The following is an 18,459-nucleotide window of genomic DNA, read 5'->3' as shown; positions in this document are numbered from 1 at the left end:
TTATGGAGTTTGGAAAACTTAAACACCGCATTACCGTTCAGAAATATACTGAATCTCAAGATGATAATAACCCTGAATATTTAACTAAGGAATGGATTGAATATTGCACTGTTTGGGCGGATGTTCAGGATCTTTCAACTAGAGATACATTACAGGCTCAGTCAATTGGCTCGACATTACAAGCGCGAGCTGTGATTCGTTTTAGTACGCAAGCTGCTGCAATCAATAGCACCATGCGTATCTTGTTTGATAGTAAGTTTTATCAAATAAACGGTGATCCAAAACGTGATTTACATAATCGTAAAACCTATATCACTATTGAGCTGAGTGAGGGGTTAAAGGAATGGATGGTTTAGGGTTTGATTTAAATGGTGTGGAGAGTGTAGTTAATAAATTGGAACTTTTAGGAAATCCTAAATTAGCCAAAAAATTGTCAGCTCGTTCGGCTCGTAAAGCCATGACACTGGTCAAGAATGCTGGTGTTGCAAATGCAAGTTTAATTGATGATTTTGAGACCTCAGAACAAATCTCAAAAAATATCGTTGTTCGGGCTGGAAAATCTAAAGATAGAAATTCTGTGCGGATGCGAGTTGGTGTGAAAGGTGGTACTGAGTTTTGGCGCATACATAAAAACATGGTTCGCAAAAACAATACAAGTGGTGAGAATGAGCGTGTACCAAACCCTTATTACACACCTGTACCCAACAATACTTCGTATTGGTGGCATGTAGAGTTAGGTACTAGCTACTCAATGGCTATTCCATTTCTACGACCAGCATTGGATAACAATATTGATGTTGTTACTCGAACATTTTCAGTTGATTTTATGGCGGGTATAGATGAGGAGTTGAGAAAAATCTAATGATTCCAATACGCACAATTCTGAATGATGCACCGTCTATTACAGCGTTATTAAAGGGTAGTGACGGTGTGTTGCGAGTATATCGAGATTTGGCAAGTGAGGGGGTGCAATATCCTTATGCTGTGTGGACGTTAATCAGTGGCCATGCAATTGATAATGTAGATGTACCAGCCGTGGATGATAGCATTGAGATACAAATCGATGTGTATGCCAAGACTGAAACAGATAGAGATATTGTTTTTAAGGCAGTGCGAAATGTTTTAAAGCATCACAGCATTATTAATAATTTTCCCAATATTGGTTCAGGTGTGCCTGGTATTTATCGTGGTACATTTACATGCAGTTGGCTAGTTGAGGCGTGAATGAGCGAATATCTCAAAATGATCCATGAGATCGAAGAAAAGAAAACTGATTTGGAACAGCGTATTTCAGATGCAGTACAAGTGGAAATTATGGCGTGGCAGAAAGAAAATGAGTTGCCAGTTCAAAATATTTATATTGATTTGGCGAATGTAACAACGTTAGGCGAACCCAAGACATATTCGGTTGCATCCGTCTCTGTTGATATTGATTTTAAACCCTAAAACAGTAATTAAACATGAGCCCTGCGAAAGCGGGGTTTTTATTGCCTGAAATTTGAGGAGTAGCTACTCATGGCGCGTATTAAAGTTCAAAAAACCCAAGTTTTTTATTTTGATGGAACTGCAATTATTCCAGTGGTCTGTGCAAAATCGATAGATTTAGGTCAGGACAGTGAAGAAGATGTTGATGTAACTTGCCTTGATTCTGATGAGGTTGATACGGATGCAGGTCAGGTCACACCAGGTGAAGGTTCACTAGCAGTGGATTTCGATGATGAAAACTCATCACATCTTCAATTATTAGCTCTATCAAAAACAGTTCCTAAACAAACGGTACATTGGTATTTGGGTTCATCACACAGTACAGATGCACCAACTGTAACTGGTGGTGTAGTAGATTTACCACCAACACGTACTTGGTGGGAGTTTGACGGTTATTTGAAACGTGCAGCACCAACTTTTGAAAAAGGGCAGCATGTCGGGTATTCATTCCCATTAAAACGCCGTTCTTCTGTGCAAGAAACAATTCGTACAATCCCACCAGTAACTCCGTAAGGGTGACATATGAAGAGTATTAAAGACTTAAAAAATGTTACCAAGATTGGTGCGCCATCTAAACATACGGTTAAGTGGACTGTACTAGCTGATGATCAAAATATTGATTTTCTGCGTGATCAAACTGGCAACAATGAAATCATGCTAGGCGAGTCTATAGACTTAGAAGGACAGGTTTATATCAAAAAACTCAGTTTTGGAGATATGTCTGAGACATCCAAAGCAGTAGAGTGGGATATTGATGTTGAAAACATTGAAAATTCAACGATTAAGTCAATTGATCATCGTCGTTTGCAAGCAGCTCAGTTGTTAGGATCTATTTGTGAAGATGAGAAAGGTAATCTTTTCTTTAATTCTGTAGATGATGTTCTTTGCTCAGATCCTAAGTTCGTTAATGCTTTATTTGTAGTTTCTGATGAGGTTAATAATTTTTCGGGAAAGTTACTGAAGAAGAGTTCTCAGAAAACGAGTTCTGGTGCGAGCTCGTCCTCAATGGAGTCGGTGGAAACACCATTAGTGAAGCAAAGCGAAACATAAGTTATTCTGAGTTTCTAATATGGAGAGCCTATCGTGAAAGACGCGGCTCTCTATTTATTGGTCGCCGTATTGAGCAGGCTTTTGGGAGTTTCATGGCCTTTTACCATAATGGCAAAGTGAAAGAGGAAGATTATCTCGAACCTGCTCTTTTTATGCCACATGAGGATAAACCCAATGAAATCGAGATTTCTTTGGATGAAGCTATGGAGAGTGGGTTTGGGTAGTTGTAAGTTAAATTATATGGACGCCACTTATGTGGCGTTTTTTATTGCCTCAATTTCTACTGTTTGTTAAATTGTGTGAACTTAATAACAAATGGTTTACATTATGAAGAATATTATTTTAGCAGCAGGGTTAGGTATTAGTTTGATTGGTTGTGCATCATCACCTATAGCTGATGCAATGTCATCTGCAAAAACCAATGTAAGTAGTTTTGATGGGTCTAAAGAAATATCCACACGCCCTATGTACGCATTTGCAACATCAGGATTTCATGCTTCACCGATATTTTTAGGGGCAATGTGGACAGATAAGCTTCCCGATAAAGTATCATTGAATACTGAGATTCAGGGTAAATATACTAATATTGATAATCTTTATCTAAATATAGATGGTGATGTAAAAAAATATCAAGAAATTCAAAGCTCGATGGAGTTTGGCGCTTCTAATTTTCAAACATATGCTCAAAGATCGAGCATAAAAAGGTTTGTTGTTCCAGTTAGTGATATTGAGAGAATTAAAATTGCAAAATCTGTAAAAGTTAAAGTAACAACTCCAAGCAGCTATTTTGAAGGAGTTATTGTTGCTGATGGTAAGCTGTCACCTGCTGCTAAAAGCTTGATTAATGTTATAGACGGCATTGAAAAATAAACGAAGATAAATTGGTCAAACCCACCTTGCAAGGTGGGTTTTTTATTGCATGGAGAAAAGTTATGGCAGCAAAATTAGGAACATTAACACTTGATCTTGTAGCCAAAACTGGCAGCTATACAGAAGGTATGAAACAAGCGGGTGACTCAACGAAAAAATTTTCAGCACAAAGTAAAAGCGAGCTTGATAAATTAAACTCAAGCATAAGTAATGTAGAGCGCCGTGCTGGTGCTATGGGAGCATTGCTTAAGACGACACTTGCTGGATTAACTGTTGGGGTCATCATTTCGGCAGCAGATGAATATACACAAATGGCGGCACAGATTCGCAACGCGACAAAAGATACTGCTGAATATGACTTGGTTCAAAAACACTTACTTTCGACTGCAAATACAACATATCGTTCATTAAAAGAAGCCCAGCAAGTTTATCTTGATGTTGGCGGTGCATTAAAAGCATACGGGGCGACAACCGAGCAAGCTTTAAGGATCACTGATAGCCTTTCATTTAGCTTCACGCATAACTCAACGGCTGTAGATAAAGCAAAAACTGCGACGGATGCATATCTTAAAAGCGTATACAGCGGAAAGGTTGGGCAGCAGCAGTGGATTAGCATTTTGTCTGCAATCCCATCTGTTGTGAGTGATCTATCAGACTCGCTCGGTATTTCTCAAGAAGAAGTGCTTAGACTTGGTAATGCGGGAAAAATTTCATCTTTACAGCTTAATGATGCATTCGATTCAAGTCGTGATAAGAGTGAACAACTCGCTAACAATATGAGTAACTCATTAAATGATGGCTTAAACACTGCTAGAAATGGCTTTACCTTCTTGACTGGTAGAATAAATGAAACGTTGGGTGTAACCAATAACATGGCCGCAGGGCTTGGGCTGGTTGGTGATGGATTGTCTTATGCTGCAAATAATCTAGATGTTGTTGCTGTTGCTGCTGGTGTTGTAACAGCAGGTATTGCGCTAAAAATGACACCAGCGGTCATTGCATCAGGTGTGGCATTTACAGCATCAACTGGTCAGGCAATAGCATATCAATTGGCTTTAGCTCGTATGTCCGCTCAAGCGGCAGGCACAACAGTATCATTGACTGTTCTAAGCGCAGCAGCACGTGGTGCTTTAGTATTCATGACTGGTCCAGCAGGGCTTGTAATTGCTGCTGCTTCAGTGGCTGCTGGTTATGCATTTATGACCAATCGTGCCGCTGATTTGAATGCAAAATTAGCAGAACAAGCAATGGTAGCTGAAAAAGCGGCAAGTGAATTATCTAAGCTGACGGGAACTGAGCGTAAATCAGCAATTGAGGATTTAACTGCGGCTTTTGATGCGCAAAATAAAGAATTACGCAAATCAGAGCTGGCAGTGGGTTCTGCATTAATTTCTGTTCAAAATTATGCAAAGGGCAATGCTGAAGTCACAAAAATATCGAATCAGGCGCGATTGGGTACAATCAGTTATACAGAAGCAGTAGAGCGATTGAATTCTCTAAACATTCCAACTGATTTGTATAATGCGTTGAAAGCCCAAGTTGAACAATATGATAAAAATGTAATTGCTGCTGATAAATCATCGAAAGCATTGAAAATTTTTGGTATAGAAGTCCAACTTGTTGGAAACAAGGCTCAAAATTCTGTTGCTGGTATTGATGCAAATACGTCGGCTCTCAATCGTAATGAAGCAGCAGCACGTGGTGCAGCAGTTACACAATCCCAATATATGGAGAGCCTGAAACAATCACTCATCCAAACTCAAACGATTAATAAATTAATCGATAAAGGTTATAACGTGGATCGAGCGAAAGCTCTAGCTGAAGCATATTTCAAAAATGATGGTGCCATTACTTCAGAAGATGTGAAATTGATCGATGCAAATATTGCAGCAAATGCAAAATTGCAGGGTACTATTGATGCTATTGCCGAGTCTAAGCGCAAATCAACAGCAGCATCAAAAGATGCAGCATCTCAAACAAAAAAAGATGCAAAAGATGCTGAACGTCTTGCGGATCAGCAAATGATGTTAAGAAAGTCTTTAGTGTATGAATTTTCAACTGATCTTGAGAAGATGAAAATTGATTATGAGGATTTAATTAAGGATATTGGTGAAGCCAGCTTTTCACCTGCTTTGCGTAATCAATTTTTATCTGAATCTAAAGCTAGATTTGAGGATGAACAAGCGCTATATAAAATGAAGCTTTCTTTTGAACTTCAAGAGCATAAATTAAATGAAGAGGCAAAAGCTGAAGCAACGTTTATTATTGATCAGCAAATCATCGCAAACCGAACTGACATCAATACTGATGAGAAAAAACAGTATTTAACTGCATTGCAAGAAAAACATACCCATGCAATGAGATGGTTGCAGCTTGAGCAAAACATGCGTCTAAACGATGCATCACAAGCATTTCAAACCGAAATGCAGAATATGTCGGCTAAATACGAGTTTGAGCGTCAGCAAATCATCTTAAACAGCCAACTTAGTAAAGATGAGCGTCAAGCATTAGTCGATGCATCTCATATTACAGAAAGTATTGATTCTGCAAAGGGTCGAGATGCGGCGCTGTACGGGATGCTTGGTGCTTCAGGTGTTGATACATCACAAGAGGAAGCAGCGTCCCAACGAGCTGAAGCTTTTCAGGCGGCATTGGATTGGCAGTTGATTACTCAAGAAGAGTATCAGCAAAAAATGCTTGAAAGTGAAAGTCAGTATTATCGAGCTAAAGCAGCGTTAGGTTTGCAAGATGCAGCGAATACAACTGCTGGAATGGCTGATCTAATGGGAAGCTTACTTGGTAAACAATCCGCTGGTTATAAAGCCATGTTTATTGCATCCAAGATGTTTGCACTTTCCAAGGTAATTTTGAATGCACCTGAAACGTTCTCGAATGTGTATAACTCTGTTTCAGCAATTCCAATGATAGGTCCATATATTGCACCAGTTGTTGCTGGTGGTGCTTTAGCTGTTCAACTTGGTCAGGCCGCACAAATCAGATCAATGAACCTACAGGGCTTTGCCACTGGTGGACATATTACTGGTAAGGGAACTGGTACAAGTGATGATATTCCGATTTGGGCATCCAATGGTGAATATATGCTTCGTGCTGCCGCTGTTGAAAAATTAGGTTTGGCTAATCTTGATTACATCAACCGTACTGGTATGTTGCCGCCCCGATTTGCAACGGGAGGTTTAATTGGTAAAGAACGTTTCTTATCAACATCAAGCCAAAGTGATCGGCGTGGCGATGGTGTGAATATTATTATCAATGTGCCATCTGGCTACACTGCAAATGAAAGTCGGGATGGAAATGGAAATGTGACGATTGATGTGGTGGAGAAGTTTGTTAAACAAGCGTTCAGCAATTTAAATCAAGCGAATTCATTTGAATCTAAGCAGATCAGAAACAACTTTAATGTGGGGCGTGTACGATGAATAAACTCGATCTATGCCCACTTCAAGAAAGCTATTCAGTCAAGTACGGAACATCTGTTGAACGAATAGCTTTGCGTGGTGGTTTTGGTCGATATGTTCAAACTAAAAACGCAAAAAAACATCTTGTAGATGTGTCTTTTACGCTTCGAGAAGATGACTTCATATATTTCAGGGCATTTTATCTAAATTGGCAGCTTAATCCGCTGCCTTTTTTAATGTCTTTAATTATTGAAGACAGCGAATTTAGAGAATATATCGTTCAGTTTGTGCCTGATTCTTTCTCATTTAATGAGTTAAGCGGAAAGATTTTTAAAGTCTCGGCGCAGCTCGTTGTGGTGACTTCGGAAGTGCAGATTCTGACTTCAAAGCCGTATCCGATCGAATTTCTAGAAGAAATGGGTTCAGATATTTATATAGAACACTGCTCATTGACAGCTGCTGGTGTTGAGAATCAAGCAGAACATGAGTCTGTGCTATCTGTTGTACTAATACAAAACGGAATTTTACGCAGTCTTTCAACTGAAATAGATCTATTGGATAGCGTTTCGAGCTCTATTGTTGTTCAGAGTGCTGTTCTTCAAAGTGTAGTAACACAATATAGCTCAGAAGCAGAAAGTGTACTGTCATTTATAGATATACAAAATGCCCAAATTAAAGAAATTGTGATTTCTAATATTTCAGAACCTGAAAGCGTACAGTCATCTGTGGTTATACAGAATGCAGTAATGGAGCAAATTTAATGCAAATTGATACCAAAGTAAGAGTAGGAGCTTTATTCAAACTTGTTAAACATAAGGGAAATCCAGAAGAGGCTGTTGGAGAAACAGCTTGGTTTCATAATATTGTGCTCAACTCAGGGCTTGACAGAATGTCTGTGGGAACATGGATAAGTGGTTGCACAGTATCAGCAGATTCTAATGACCCAATGCCCACCCAAACGGGATTCTCATCAACCATTGCAAGAACTACAGTTAAAGTTGGCAATGTCACAGGTGGTCATAATACAACAGATCCCAACAATCCTTATATTTTTAACAAAGTGCAATTTCGATTTTCAGAGGGCTTAGCAGCAGGAAATATCTCATCACTCGGAATGGGGTGGGGAATAAACAGCTTGTGGAATGCGGCACGTGTTAAAGATGCGCAAGGCAGCCCCACAACAATTACTGTTCTGGAGGATGAATTTTTAGACGTATATTGTGAAATAAGATTTTATCCACAACTCGGCTTTAGTGGAAGTTTTGATTTGCTTGATAAGTATAATAATGTGGTAAGCAGCCATGATTACGAGGGTACGTACTTCTATGGTTACTTCGGAAATGATTCTAGCTTAAGTAATGGTGCCATTACGCTTGCTGCACCACGTAACGGAAGCTCAAGTAGTTACTGTATATCGAGTGCGCTTGCTAACTTAGCTAGTAGGTCTATGACTACTGCAGGAGTTTATAACTTCGTTGACCCAACAACTCTCAACTATCCTACGGCCAGATCCCTGAGAGGACGAATCTTTGCAGATTTAAATGCCGCTATTGGAGTACATCAAAGTTTCCAAGTCGGAGTAAGCCTGTGGTTAAGAAATAATTATGCATCATGGGGTTATAAATGGAATATTACTCCCACTATCACAAAGACTAGAACTGAACGCGCATATTATTATTTAACTATATCTTGGGATAGGTACACACCATGATGCCTGACAATATATTATCAACAAGCAGCGTTTACGCTGCTTTTTTAGTGCCCAATCGTATTGATGAACTTATTGATTACGAATGGGGCGGTAGTGATTTATATGATGCATCGCAGGGTTTGCAAGCCAAATTGTGGACTTGTTTCTACGAAAGTGGGGTTATTAAAGCAAAAGCTGATCAAGTGATACACGACCTAATCACTGTCGATGATGTGACAGCATTAAGTTTTGCATTTGATTTGAGTATGCGCCCAGTTGCGACCTATGTTATCAATGATGAAGTGTTTTTATGGTGGTATGACACATCTGTTGGAGAGCAAGTCATAACGAGTTTTGGTAATACCATCATAACACCACAGCTAGCATTAGATGAGCGACGAGAATTTCAATCAGCAAATGCAGATGTGATTTTTGCATATATCAAAGCCGAGCAACTTTGTATTCGATTGCAACGAGATCGTTATCAAATTGAGTATGAGCTGGGAGCAGGACAGGTACTCATTCAAATCGGGATGATGACCAACAATAGATTTGGATTTGCTACAAAGATCATGAATGGTTTTGATCTGTTTTTAGATCAGATGTATGTCGATGCTCGAAATAAAGCATTACGTTTTGATTACCTGGATCTGTGTCCACTGCAGGCATCTTATAGTGTTCAATTCGGAAATAGCGTCATCAAAGCTGAAGGACTAAATGAAGATGCTTTGAGAATCCAATTTGAAAATATGGAGAATGTGGTGTCAATCATTTTCAATCTGAAAGAAAAAGATTTCGATTACTTCATGTCATTTTTCAGAGTCTGGCAGCATAAACGTAAGCCGTTCTATATTGATCTTGTTCTAGATCAACGTCCACTTACCCAGTATCTAGCACACTTTTTACATGACAGCGTTTCGATGACGAAAAGTGGTGCAGTGTTTAAAGTAAGTGCTCAGTTATTTATCTTGAATAATGATCTTGATAAGTCTGCAATTAAAATGATAGCGGAGTCACGGAATGTCAGAGCTTGAGAGTTTTTTATACGGTCCAGATAACGCCTATTTGATTGAGTGTATCGAGATTAAACATAGTTTGTGGCCAAAGCCTTTACGCTATGTGACCAACGTTTCTGAGGGAGTGACTGTTATTCAAGACAGCCAGCCCACTTTCTATGAATATGCAGTATTGAAGATTGATCGGGGCAGCGTCAGTGATGATCTTGATCAGAAGTTAGCGATAACGGTCGGGGATTTGGGCAAAGTCATTCCTGGTCTTGTTGATCAAATTATTGAGCAAGTATCACTTGAGCGACCGCAAGTTACTTATCGAGCGTATTCAAGCATTGATTTATCAAATCCAATTTTGCAGATCGATCACTTAGAAGTCACAAGTCAGAACAACGACTATCAAGGAACAACATTTGAAGCTGAAGCAGAGCAGCTTAATGAAGTTGGTACTGGGCTACTTTTTACAAAAGAGAATTTCCCAACACTGGTTGGCTTTTATTAAAAACAATGAGGCAAATAAATGATTGAATTTCACGATAGCGTCAACTCAGTTGATTACATGATTGATTTAAGAGACATCTCAAATATTGAACGACGTTTTCGCAGCAGCCGCAGATCTGAGTCAAACTATGATGTCATTTTCACATTTAAAAGCGGAAAAGTTATCGAAATGACTTTGAGTGATGTCGATGTAACCCGGCTTTCAAGTGCTGTGGAAAATACATAAATAGTGAGTACAGCGAATGAGAGATTTTAATCTGCAATTGCTTTCATTATTTGAAATGCAATACAACGTTCAGAATTATCATTGTGTTCATTTCGTGATTGATGCTGCAAAACAGTTGTTGAATCAAGATTATTCAAAAAGCTTTGTTGGTTTGACTACATCGCTTAATGAGTCAATACAAACATCAAGACAGACAGTCATTCGCAATAAAAGAATCAAAGAGCCAGAACACGGATGTATTGTCCTTATGACAAGCCTTACGGGTGGAAACCATGTGGGGCTTTTTTATTGCGGCAAGGTTTTGCACTTGAACGAGTCGGGCACTCAATATTTATCGCCAAACAGCATGAAATGTTTCTACACAAGGTTTAGATATTATGAGCCACTTACAGATTTATGAAGATCCGCTTGATGCAAGCACGATCACTTATGAACAAACAGATAATGTTTTAAAGCGCTTTCTTGAAATTAAAGCGAAATTTACACAAGCACGAATTTATAAAGATACATGTTGTACTGAAAATGATGTTACCCCGATTGATAAAGTCACTGCATTAAAATTATTGGATGCTGGACCAGAAGATCAATTTCATATTGTTTGTCATGCGGGCGACATCATTTCAGCAGTGAACTATGTAGTTGTTAAGATTCTTGGTTATGCTGTTAATGCCTTCGTGAATGTGCCGACTTTAAGCAGTAATGCTCAAGATAAAGGCTCAAGCAATAACGAATTAACGAGTCGTGAAAATAAACAGCGTATAGGTCAACGTGTTGCTGACATTTATGGAAAAGTAAAATCAATTCCTGATTTGATTGCACCAAGCTTTGTTTATTACATAAATAAACAAGAAATTGAAGAATCTTTGATGTGTCTTGGACGTGGTTATTATCACATCCAAGACATTAAAGACGGTGATACTACTTTATCAACAATCTCAGGATCTGCATGTTCGATTTATGAACCCGACACAAGCATCATCGGTACACCCCAAATTCAGATTGGCGAAGATTTTACAGATAACCCATTAGTCGCTAAATCATGTACTGCGATCAACGGCCAGACTGTCAATGAAGGTACTGAAGACATTACAAATAGTGATGTCGATTTTCAGCTCACAGCGCTCTATCCCAATCGGCTGCAATCACTCAATTCATCCGTTGATATGCGTGATTATTTTCAAATTGGTAACTCAATTTTATTGAGTATGGATACAGTCGGTGTTGCAGATCTGAGTGTATCAGCGAATTGTGTACCCAAAAGTACAGGCGAATTGCATATTCAAACGACCGAAGTCTTGCATAACTTGAATTACAAATCCCTGCTGATTACCTCATTGATGCTTGATGACTTGAACTTAGCCGGGAATTACCAAATATCGAGTATTGCCCAGGTTGTAGATGGGTATATCTGTAACCTGGTTAATCCCGAGAACGTAAACTCAAATTGGTCATTGATTGTAGATCTAGATGAAAAGTCTGCTTTCTTTTCTGGGATTTTGCAAAACAATGCTGATTCAATCGACTTGGGTGGTGAATATCCATCTATTCTAGATGTAGGGATTAACTACATCGATCTAGAAGTTCCAACGGCCTTACAACTTGAATGGGATAAGCTGCAAAGCATTACGCTAGGTCAAGTGGACATGGATATTAAAAAGATCGTGTCGAGCTGGCTTGGTTGGTTTTATATTGATTACAACGATATTAAAGAGTTGATTTTTAACTTCTATCTGCCACAAGGTTTGCAAGTCATTCGCAAGAAAGGCCAACGACACACTGATATTGTTGATTACACAATAGAATACCAAGAAATATCAAATGGTTTGCCAACTGGCCCAGTATTCACGCATACGCATAGAGTGCAAGACAATACCACAGTGGGGTTTGGTGTATCGAGTCGTATTCCGCTTGCATCAACATTTGCGGATGGTGTGCGGTTTAGAGTTAAGAAAGCACCTGAACAATGGCGAAATGAAGTACAGCAGCGACTTCGTGATTTGAAACTCAAATCAGTTTACGCATGCTCAGTATCAAACAAGCTCATTTATAACGATGTAACGATCGTACGCACTAAAACCATCGGTACTAATGAAGCAACAAGCGTTAAAAACCGCATGTTGAATTGTATCGCCACACGTAAGCTTTTTACATATCGAACTGGCTTTAAGTCTGTAGCGAGAATCCCGACAAGTAATTTTGCTGATATTGTTTGTGCGATTACGACCGATGAATTGATTGGGCGTAGAGATATAAGCACGCTTGATGTCGCTAATCTCTATGCAGTGGCTGATGAAATTGATAGTTACTTTGGCGTGCCGATTCAGTTCAACTATACATTTGATGATGCCAAGATGTCTTATGAAGAGACACTTACAACGATTGCGAATGCAGTGTTTTGTGATGCACGCCGTGAATCAAACAAAGTTTTCTTTGTATTTGAGAAACCGCAACAAGTACCGACTTTATTGTTCAATCACAGGAATAAAAAACCTGAAAGCGAGAAGCGTTCTGTCAATTTTGGTGTAAACAAAGACTATGACGGGGTAAAACTCAAATGGGTCGATCCGACTGATTCTTGGTCTGAATCTGAAATCAAGTTGCCTAATGATAATGTGGTCAATGCGCGAGAATTGGAAATTAAAGGTATTACCAATCTTCAGCAAGCGATGCTTTTAGCGCATCGAGCTTTGAACAAGTTGCTTTATCAGAAGAAGACCGTTGAATTTTCGGCTTATAGTGAAGCGGATCTCGTCACTCGGAATGACTTAATTCTTGTTGCTGATGATACGCGTCCGATGCTGATTAGTTCAGGATCTGTCATTGATCAAGATGGATTGTATTTAACGTTGTCACAGCCGTGTGTACTAGAACAAGATGAAAGTTATGTCGTTCATCTTCAATTGCCAAATGGCCAAGTGGACGTTGTTCAGGTGACACAAGGAGATAGTGAGCGAGAAGTCTTATTAGCACGTGCACCAACTTCGCAGCTTGTCATTGAGTACGAGGGGAATATCAGTTGTTCAACCTATCTGGTTACGACCGACACGCATAGCAAGCGAGATCTATTTTTGATTACTGAAAAGTCTGGTGGCGGTGCTGAGTCTTCAATCACTGCAATAAACTACACTGATCAATATTACTTAAACGATAAAGATTATGTCTGAATCAATAGCCGCCGAAAGGCGGTTTTTTTACATCTGGAGAAATGAAAAATGGCAGAGCCTATGAGCAGCGGTGTTGGGGTCGCAACTGTAATCAAAATATATGGCATGTGGTTTCTAATCGTTATTGCAGCAGTTGCAGCAACATTGGGGTATTTGGTCGTAATTATGACTCGAATGCCTCGTACACGAAGTGAATGGGTGGTGAGTTTAATCACTACGGTAGTGGGGAGCATTGCTGGTGGTGGTTTCATTATTCAGCACTTCGGTCTGCATGATTATGCAACAACGTGGGCGGGCTTATGTGCAATTGGTGGGATGTTCTTTATAACAGGGCTTCCATTCTGGGCAATCATCCGTTGGTCATTTAATTATGTAAATGCACGTGAAGACTCAACGATTTTTGACGTAGTAAAAGAAGTTAAAGACTTCAAAGATAATTTTTAAAGAAATAGATTTGAATCCAATGCCGCCGTTTCAGGCGGTTTTTTTACATCTTGAGGAAAGTGAAATGATTATTTTGAGAAGAGGATCAAAAGGTGATCTAGTTAGACAGCTACAAGAAAGACTTAAATTTTTTGGTCTATACACAGCTCTTGTAGATGGCGATTTTGGTGGATTTACAGAAGCATCATTAATGGCATATCAAGCACAACTCGGGGTAAGTCCAGACGGAATTTTAGGAGAATGGGTCGCTGGAAAGCTTGGTATTAGTATAAAAACAAATACTATGCCTATTTCAAATGATAAGAAGAAAAAAATTATTGTCTTAACTGCTGGTCACTCAAATAATCAACCAGGTGCGGTGAACGGCAAAGATACAGAACATGAATTGATGACAAAAGCTCGTGATGCGATTGCAAAAATCTTACGTGCAGATGGGTTTACAGTACTTACGGATGGTGAGGAGGGTGATAACCAGCTACTTTCTCAGGCTGTAAAGTTAGTTCCAAAAGGTGATATTGCAATTGAACTGCATTTAAACGGTGGAGTAAAAACCGCAAAAGGTATTGAAGCATTAGCAAACTCAACATTAAAAACAGAATGTCAGAAACTTTGTTCTGCAATTAATCAAGCCTATAACTTTGTATTGCGCGGTGATAAAGGGTGGAAATCATCGACGTCAGGACAGCATCATCGACTCGCATTTTGTGAAGCTGGCGGAATCGTTCTTGAAAATTTCTTTATTACAAATGATGCAGAACTAGCTGCATTTAAATCAGATCCAGAAAAACTATACCAGGCGCTTGCCGACACAATTAAGCTTTTGTAGGGGGAAAGTATGATTGATGCATTACTCGGTAAATTCTACAAGTACATAATTCTTGGTTTGCTTATTTATATTTTCATACATGTGATCAATACAAATTCACTCTCAAAGAAGCTAGCAGCGGCAGATCAGAAATGTTTCACAAAAATTCAAGACATTGAGCGAAAGCAAGTCAAAGCACTTGCTGATGCACAAAATCAAGTAAATCAAGTGAGCGCAGACTATGAAAAATATAAATCGGAACAACGTGTCAAAGTCGAACGTGTTACACGTGAAGTGCAAAAGATCGTTGAGCGTCCTATTTATTTCAATCGCTGTATTGATAATGATGGGGTGCAGCAAATCAACAGTCTTATTGAAGCCAGTAATTCCCACTAATCTGATGCAGCCTTGTGACAAGTTTAATGCCCTAGATGATGGAACAGGAAAGGTTATTACTTTATGGGCGATAGACACTGTGCTGAAAGGAAACGAGTGCGCGGCTAAAGTTGATGCATGGATTGAAGTTGGAAAAGCCCTCAGATGAGGGCTTTTTTTTTATGAAAATATTTGCACAAGACATAGGGGATTATATGTTTATGAGTAAAAAAATTCACAAAACCATGCTTTAAAAAGATGGTTATGTGTTTCAGGATCGGCAGTCATTTTTCATTCTTTTATCACCTAAAGTTTCATTGAGCCGATTTGTAAACAATTTCTGCTTTGCTTCAACCCAGTTATAGGTTTTTGAGTGATCTATCTTAGGTGGAAGTTCCTTTTTATGTACAAGTAAGAAATTATTAACCAGGCAAAGTTGATTCATATTACCAACTGTTAAACTTTCTTCAATTTTATAAGAACCTCCGATTTCTTCTTCAAACTGACGAATAACATCAACTTTAGTAAGGGTGGATTTTAATAATTCCCAAGTAACCGCATCTAACTCTCTTTCAGTAGCTTTGTGGTATACGGCCGAATCTATTAAGAGCATATTGATTGCACCAGAGTTCCCATTAATTAAAGCTTCTTTAAACTCTTTATTCGTTAAAGTACTGGAACAGGCAGATAATGCACTAATACTTAGAATACTAACGGTTAAATTTTTTATCAAATTCTGCATACTGAACATTTTCAGGGTCGCCTCTGTATGTGCCATCTTCACGTAAAATTTGCACCATTTTTGGGTGGTAATCTTGTTTAAAAACTCGTTTGAACATATCTCTATTGATATGTAGTGGTCCGCCGTTTTTTGTTATATCGGCTAGAGCCGCAGTTGCATTTACGACATTCAACCTACTAACAGTTTTGTTAAGATCATTAACAGCTTTTACTGCCCCTTTCCCTTGAGCAAATGGACCTAGATTTCGCAATTCGCGTAAGTCATTGACTGCAAATGTACTGAGGAATCTAACTTTGAAAGCAGTTTGTTGAAATTCCCCAACAATTTTTGGGATTTCTTTTAATGAATGTTTGCGTACATATTCATGGAATTTAATGTACATTTGAGTGTGAAAACCGATGTCATGTACGTAGCTATCTGGAAAATTATTAACATCATATTCCATGCCAAATCTTACCGCCATTAGTAACTCTATATTGTTCTGAGCTACTTCTGTCCACTCATTTAAGCCAAGCATGAAATTGTAAGGCTGAGCAAGGTAATAATTTCTTTCTTTTATAAATTGATTACACAATGGCTCAGTCATAACACAGACTTTTTGCTCTTGAGGTGGATTAACCATTGAATCGGGGTATACCTGTCTATTGTAAGGATTGCGTAATTCTTCTGACATGGTTAACTCCATTTTTCCATTGGCTTGGATAAATCAAATGTTATTAAATCAACTTCTTTTGCTTCTTTGCCTGACTCAACTAGTTCGGTTTGTCCTGTTTCATCAGTAAACCCTTCAATTACTTTTCCGTCTGGTGGGGTAATTTTGAAGTAATGTTCTACTAAAGGTTGTCCAGTTTTTTCATTCAGAAATTCAAACTTGATACCGTGATCATCGGTATTCTGAGCAATAAAGTTATCTTGTTTTTGTACTGAGGAAGTTGGTGCAAATGAGTTTTGAGCAGCATTTGAACCGGGTGATGGACCATTGTCTTGAACGACTAGATTCTGCATTGGTAGCAACTTACACCCACAAGATAGGGAGTCATTAACCCTAGCAGCCATTTTACCCATCACTTGCATATTTGGATCACCAGTGATAATCGTTGCAACTGTCTGATGTTTAGGACAAGTTGCTTTATCACCAACACAAGCGAGGGGAATACCCTCAATTAAAAAAAAGCTACTGCCTGAAATGACTTTACCGCCGCCAGTTGTGGGACAGCCAATTACGATATATGCTGTTGCCAATATATTACCCTCTTTTATTTTGGGAATATGGTAGCAAAGATGATTATTGTGTGTACGTACAATTATGTATCAGTTGTTAATTCCTTGACAGGTTTTTTGACAGGTTGACATGTTTAACCATGATACACTATCAAAAATTGAATAAACAAAGCCTAGTATTTTCAACGTTTGAGTTTGATTGGATTTGATAGAGTGATACGGTTTCGGGTTCAACTCCCGCCACCTCCACCAAAATTCTCTATATAAAAAAGCCACTTATCATAAGTGGCTTTTTTATCGTCATATTTTCTTACTTAACCCAATAGGGGGCTCGTTTCCCATTATTGACTTAATAATTAATAAGAAACACGGTTTTTAAAACATAGAAAAGTCATTCAAGCACCTTGATATGATTTCATAGTGATTCAGGATATAAAAAATTTCCTATCTAAATTTCTCATTAAGTTCCTGTCCAGATATAACGTCACTAAAACAATTAAAAGCACCCTGTTCAATTATTGAAGTTGCAGCTTTAATAAAGCCATCCCATGCAGTACGTGCCAATGCTCCGCCTACACTGATTCGCCTTACACCTAAATCTGCGAGTTCCTGAAGATTTAATTCGCTATCCGAAGTCATTAATACATTGACAGGTTTGGGTGCAACCGCTTGAACAACTGCAAGAATTTGTTCGCGTGTTTTTAAACCAGGCGCGTAAAGACAATCTGCTCCAGCTTCTGAATACGCTTTAAGTCTGACAATAGTATCCTCCAAATCGTGGACACCAACAAAGAAGTTTTCAGCACGACCAATTAAGAAAGTATCACCACCATTTTCATTAATTGCTATACGAGCCGCACGTATTCTTTCTACTGCATCTTCAATGTCTCGTAATGGTTTTTCAGGATTCCCTGTTGAGTCTTCAATCGAAATACCTGCAACACCTGTTTCAATTGCCATTCTGACATTTTCATTAACTCCCTCTATCGTATCTGAGAATCCATTTTCAAAATCTGCATTAATAGGTAGATTTGATGATTGAACCATATAGCGGAGATGAGCAAGAACTTCATCTCTTGATAATAGTCCATCAGGCTTACCACAAGACCATGCATAGCCTGAACTTGTTGTTGCTAATGCCTTGAAGCCTAATTGTTCTAGAATTTTTGCGCTACCAGCATCCCATGGGTTGGGTAAAACAAAACAACCTGTGAGATGCAGATTACGAAATATTTTTCTTTTTTCAGAAATACTATATTCCATTATAGGTAGCTCCTTAGGAATAAGAACAAGATAAAACCAACGTCTATATTATCTTGATGCATCGTTGGTGAGATGAAGTTGGTTTGATTTATGGATGATCATGCTCGTTTAGAAAATTGATGCAAGCTAGGTGAATTACCGAACCATTAAGGAAAGATCAGCCCAGTGATTTTTTAAGCATCCAATTTGACAGATAT

General features: G+C 38.7%; 22 protein-coding genes. 18 read left to right on the top strand and 4 right to left on the bottom strand.

Going from position 1 to position 18,459, the window contains the following annotated elements:
* The 18 genes from MMO38_RS05340 to MMO38_RS05255 form a co-directional block, all read left to right on the top strand.
* On the top strand, positions 1–356 hold a 356-nt coding region (locus MMO38_RS05340; protein WP_241322840.1), incomplete at its 5' end, for a phage head closure protein.
* Positions 344–862, top strand: a complete 519-nt coding sequence (locus MMO38_RS05335; RefSeq protein ID WP_241322839.1) for an HK97-gp10 family putative phage morphogenesis protein — start codon at positions 344–346, stop codon at positions 860–862. The genes MMO38_RS05340 and MMO38_RS05335, both read left to right, overlap by 13 nt.
* Complete coding sequence (locus MMO38_RS05330; protein ID WP_241322838.1) at positions 862–1,224, top strand: DUF3168 domain-containing protein; 363 nt, start codon at positions 862–864, stop codon at positions 1,222–1,224. Before MMO38_RS05335 ends, MMO38_RS05330 begins: the two co-directional genes overlap by 1 nt.
* Positions 1,225–1,446, top strand: coding sequence for a hypothetical protein (locus MMO38_RS05325; protein ID WP_121930853.1), 222 nt, complete (start codon positions 1,225–1,227; stop codon positions 1,444–1,446).
* Positions 1,447–1,515: 69 nt separating this feature from the next.
* Positions 1,516–1,998: a phage tail tube protein gene (locus MMO38_RS05320; protein WP_241322837.1), complete on the top strand. Its 483-nt coding sequence runs from the start codon at positions 1,516–1,518 to the stop codon at positions 1,996–1,998.
* A 9-nt stretch (positions 1,999–2,007) separates the two neighbouring features.
* Complete coding sequence (locus MMO38_RS05315; RefSeq protein ID WP_241322836.1) at positions 2,008–2,535, top strand: phage tail assembly chaperone family protein, TAC; 528 nt, start codon at positions 2,008–2,010, stop codon at positions 2,533–2,535.
* Positions 2,536–2,627: 92 nt separating this feature from the next.
* A complete protein-coding gene (locus tag MMO38_RS16695) occupies positions 2,628–2,759 on the top strand; it encodes a hypothetical protein (protein ID WP_347005749.1) in 132 nt (43 codons plus the stop codon).
* 103 nt (positions 2,760–2,862) lie between these two features.
* Positions 2,863–3,405 (top strand): hypothetical protein, encoded by a 543-nt coding sequence (locus MMO38_RS05305; protein WP_241322835.1) that lies wholly within the window; start codon positions 2,863–2,865, stop codon positions 3,403–3,405.
* 62 nt (positions 3,406–3,467) lie between these two features.
* Positions 3,468–6,842, top strand: coding sequence for a tape measure protein (locus MMO38_RS05300; protein ID WP_241322834.1), 3,375 nt, complete (start codon positions 3,468–3,470; stop codon positions 6,840–6,842).
* Positions 6,839–7,582, top strand: a complete 744-nt coding sequence (locus tag MMO38_RS05295; RefSeq protein WP_241322833.1) for a hypothetical protein — start codon at positions 6,839–6,841, stop codon at positions 7,580–7,582. Before MMO38_RS05300 ends, MMO38_RS05295 begins: the two co-directional genes overlap by 4 nt.
* Positions 7,582–8,532: a hypothetical protein gene (locus MMO38_RS05290; protein WP_241322832.1), complete on the top strand. Its 951-nt coding sequence runs from the start codon at positions 7,582–7,584 to the stop codon at positions 8,530–8,532. The genes MMO38_RS05295 and MMO38_RS05290 overlap by 1 nt, the downstream gene beginning before the upstream one ends.
* Positions 8,532–9,545: a hypothetical protein gene (locus MMO38_RS05285; protein ID WP_241322831.1), complete on the top strand. Its 1,014-nt coding sequence runs from the start codon at positions 8,532–8,534 to the stop codon at positions 9,543–9,545. The genes MMO38_RS05290 and MMO38_RS05285 overlap by 1 nt, the downstream gene beginning before the upstream one ends.
* Positions 9,532–10,023 carry a hypothetical protein gene (locus MMO38_RS05280; RefSeq protein WP_241322830.1) on the top strand — a complete coding sequence of 164 codons (492 nt, stop codon included), beginning with the start codon at positions 9,532–9,534 and terminating at the stop codon, positions 10,021–10,023. Before MMO38_RS05285 ends, MMO38_RS05280 begins: the two co-directional genes overlap by 14 nt.
* A gap of 18 nt (positions 10,024–10,041) precedes the next feature.
* Positions 10,042–10,248: a hypothetical protein gene (locus tag MMO38_RS05275; RefSeq protein WP_241322829.1), complete on the top strand. Its 207-nt coding sequence runs from the start codon at positions 10,042–10,044 to the stop codon at positions 10,246–10,248.
* Positions 10,249–10,625: 377 nt separating this feature from the next.
* Complete coding sequence (locus MMO38_RS05270; protein ID WP_241322828.1) at positions 10,626–13,412, top strand: host specificity factor TipJ family phage tail protein; 2,787 nt, start codon at positions 10,626–10,628, stop codon at positions 13,410–13,412.
* 48 nt (positions 13,413–13,460) lie between these two features.
* Complete coding sequence (locus MMO38_RS05265) at positions 13,461–13,856, top strand: hypothetical protein (RefSeq protein ID WP_241322827.1); 396 nt, start codon at positions 13,461–13,463, stop codon at positions 13,854–13,856.
* A gap of 19 nt (positions 13,857–13,875) precedes the next feature.
* The gene (locus MMO38_RS05260) at positions 13,876–14,682 is read left to right on the top strand and encodes an N-acetylmuramoyl-L-alanine amidase (RefSeq protein WP_241322842.1); all 807 of its coding nucleotides are present in this window, start codon (positions 13,876–13,878) and stop codon (positions 14,680–14,682) included.
* Between the two features lie 9 nt (positions 14,683–14,691).
* Entirely contained in the window at positions 14,692–15,057 is a 366-nt protein-coding gene (locus MMO38_RS05255) for a hypothetical protein (protein ID WP_241322826.1), read from the top strand.
* A 250-nt stretch (positions 15,058–15,307) separates the two neighbouring features.
* Here MMO38_RS05255 and MMO38_RS05250 read toward each other — a convergent pair whose 3' ends face one another.
* The 4 genes from MMO38_RS05250 to MMO38_RS05235 all read right to left on the bottom strand — a co-directional run bounded on the left by MMO38_RS05250 (position 15,308) and on the right by MMO38_RS05235 (position 18,262).
* Positions 15,308–15,787 (bottom strand): hypothetical protein, encoded by a 480-nt coding sequence (locus MMO38_RS05250; RefSeq protein WP_241322825.1) that lies wholly within the window; start codon positions 15,785–15,787, stop codon positions 15,308–15,310.
* Positions 15,747–16,451 (bottom strand): hypothetical protein, encoded by a 705-nt coding sequence (locus MMO38_RS05245; protein WP_241322824.1) that lies wholly within the window; start codon positions 16,449–16,451, stop codon positions 15,747–15,749. Before MMO38_RS05245 ends, MMO38_RS05250 begins: the two co-directional genes overlap by 41 nt.
* 2 nt (positions 16,452–16,453) lie before the next feature.
* Positions 16,454–17,020 carry a PAAR domain-containing protein gene (locus MMO38_RS05240; protein ID WP_241322823.1) on the bottom strand — a complete coding sequence of 189 codons (567 nt, stop codon included), beginning with the start codon at positions 17,018–17,020 and terminating at the stop codon, positions 16,454–16,456.
* A gap of 423 nt (positions 17,021–17,443) precedes the next feature.
* Positions 17,444–18,262 carry an isocitrate lyase/phosphoenolpyruvate mutase family protein gene (locus tag MMO38_RS05235; RefSeq protein WP_241322822.1) on the bottom strand — a complete coding sequence of 273 codons (819 nt, stop codon included), beginning with the start codon at positions 18,260–18,262 and terminating at the stop codon, positions 17,444–17,446.
* Positions 18,263–18,459 lie beyond the last annotated feature (197 nt).

The organism is Acinetobacter sp. NIPH 1852 (genome assembly GCF_022549455.1).
In the GTDB taxonomy this organism is placed as follows: domain Bacteria; phylum Pseudomonadota; class Gammaproteobacteria; order Pseudomonadales; family Moraxellaceae; genus Acinetobacter.
This window is presented reverse-complemented; position numbering and strand designations above follow the sequence as displayed.